The sequence below is a fragment of the Bartonella sp. CR84HXZ genome, assembly GCF_042194535.1.
GTDB classification, from domain to species: Bacteria; Pseudomonadota; Alphaproteobacteria; order Rhizobiales; family Rhizobiaceae; genus Bartonella; species Bartonella grahamii.
On the sequence record NZ_JBHIMY010000074.1, the window covers coordinates 1 to 1,476 of the forward strand.

Genomic DNA, 1,476 nt, shown 5'->3' on the forward strand with positions numbered 1-1,476 from the left:
CCCCCTCCTCCAGATGCCGTTAAGGTTCTCGCAGAATTCTGACGGCTTTGAAGTTCTGCAACTTGATTATTCGCTTGTAATGCTTGGTTCTGATAGCCAAGATTTTGCGCTATTCTATAAATCTCTTCTGCCGGATTGAGATCTCTTTGTGCACAAGTCGCTACAATCGTACGCAATTCATTCCTTATGATCTCAGAAATTGTGTTTGGATCTGCATACTCAGGATAAAGTGACGACCAAGAACTCAATTCCTTCGCACGCTTCTCATAAAGAAAATTTGCAGCATCACCAAAATCACTGGATTTATTTTGAAACGACTTAACAGAATTGTTGAAAAACTGACCAAGACGTATATCATGCTGCTGCTGTTCCTCAGCTTGTCTTAGCGCTTCTTTCTGTTCCCTAATATACGCATCCTGCTCTCGAATCTTTTTTCCTATCCAACCCATATAACCAATAATGTCTTGTGTAGGGTCTGGGGGTGCATTTTCACCTTCAACCATTGGCGTCTGGGATTGGGGTTCATAAAGCTTGACAAGCGCTTCACGAGCTTGTTTGGCTTGTTGCTCCATACGCTGCTGTTCTATACTAGGAACAATCTCTGAAGGCTTTTCAACGGTCTCTAAAACCGGCTTTGGAGACGTAATGTCATCATTATCAATCGTTTCACCATCATAAGTGCCAGCATCAAAAGAGCTCTCATCATCAAAGACCGGTGCTCCAACTCTGTAATCTTCATTCATAGCTTCATTCATTTCTGCATTCATTCTTTCACCTCTCTTAACTATGCATACCTCTGTGTAATGCTATTCGCTCTCGCATGATCTGATTGTGTGCCTGAGTATTGAGAAGCTTCTGCCGTTCAATGTCATGGCGCTGTTGCATCATTTCTGCTTCTAATTCCGCTTTCTTTTGACGCATAAACAGATCAATCTGCTTTTGTTGCAAATCCATCTGATGCATCTGTGCTTTCGTCTCTAAGTCTTGTTGCTTTTCCTGCAACTTCATTTCCTGCTCGGGGTCCATCTGCTGTTGTTGTGCCATTTGTTGCTGTTGGAACTTCTCACTGACACGATTAAGCAATGACGCCGGCAATGGAGAATAACGAAGTAGATCAAGCATAATATCCGGCGTAATCGCATTTTGAAGCAATGGAAGAAGCTGTGTGATGATACCGAAGGTGCGCTCTTTCTCATTCGGGCTGGTTGGCGCATCATCAACTACAATATCATACTCGACACTCGTTACTTCTTCACGCGTCAATGGAATATATTGCGCATTCTCCTCACCAGATATCCGTACCAAACGACCATCAGACAAATAATTCTGTATAAGGTGTAAAATAATCTTACCTTGCCGCTTGCGATACAAACGTAAGCCATCAAACAGACAAGCAAGCAGATTTAAACTGGATTGGCGTCGTTGTGCCTCCAAAATACCCGCTTGTGTCACTTCCCTTGTGCCAATGAATTCGGG

Annotated in this window: 1 protein-coding gene and 1 pseudogene; both read right to left on the bottom strand. The window is 43.1% G+C overall.

The window, feature by feature from the left end; genetic code table 11:
* A partial coding sequence (locus ACFIKD_RS09365; protein WP_375647893.1) for a hypothetical protein occupies positions 1-767 on the bottom strand: 767 nt, incomplete at its 3' end.
* Positions 768-780: 13 nt separating this feature from the next.
* Positions 781-1,476: pseudogene (locus ACFIKD_RS09370) on the bottom strand (phage portal protein); the annotation flags it as partial.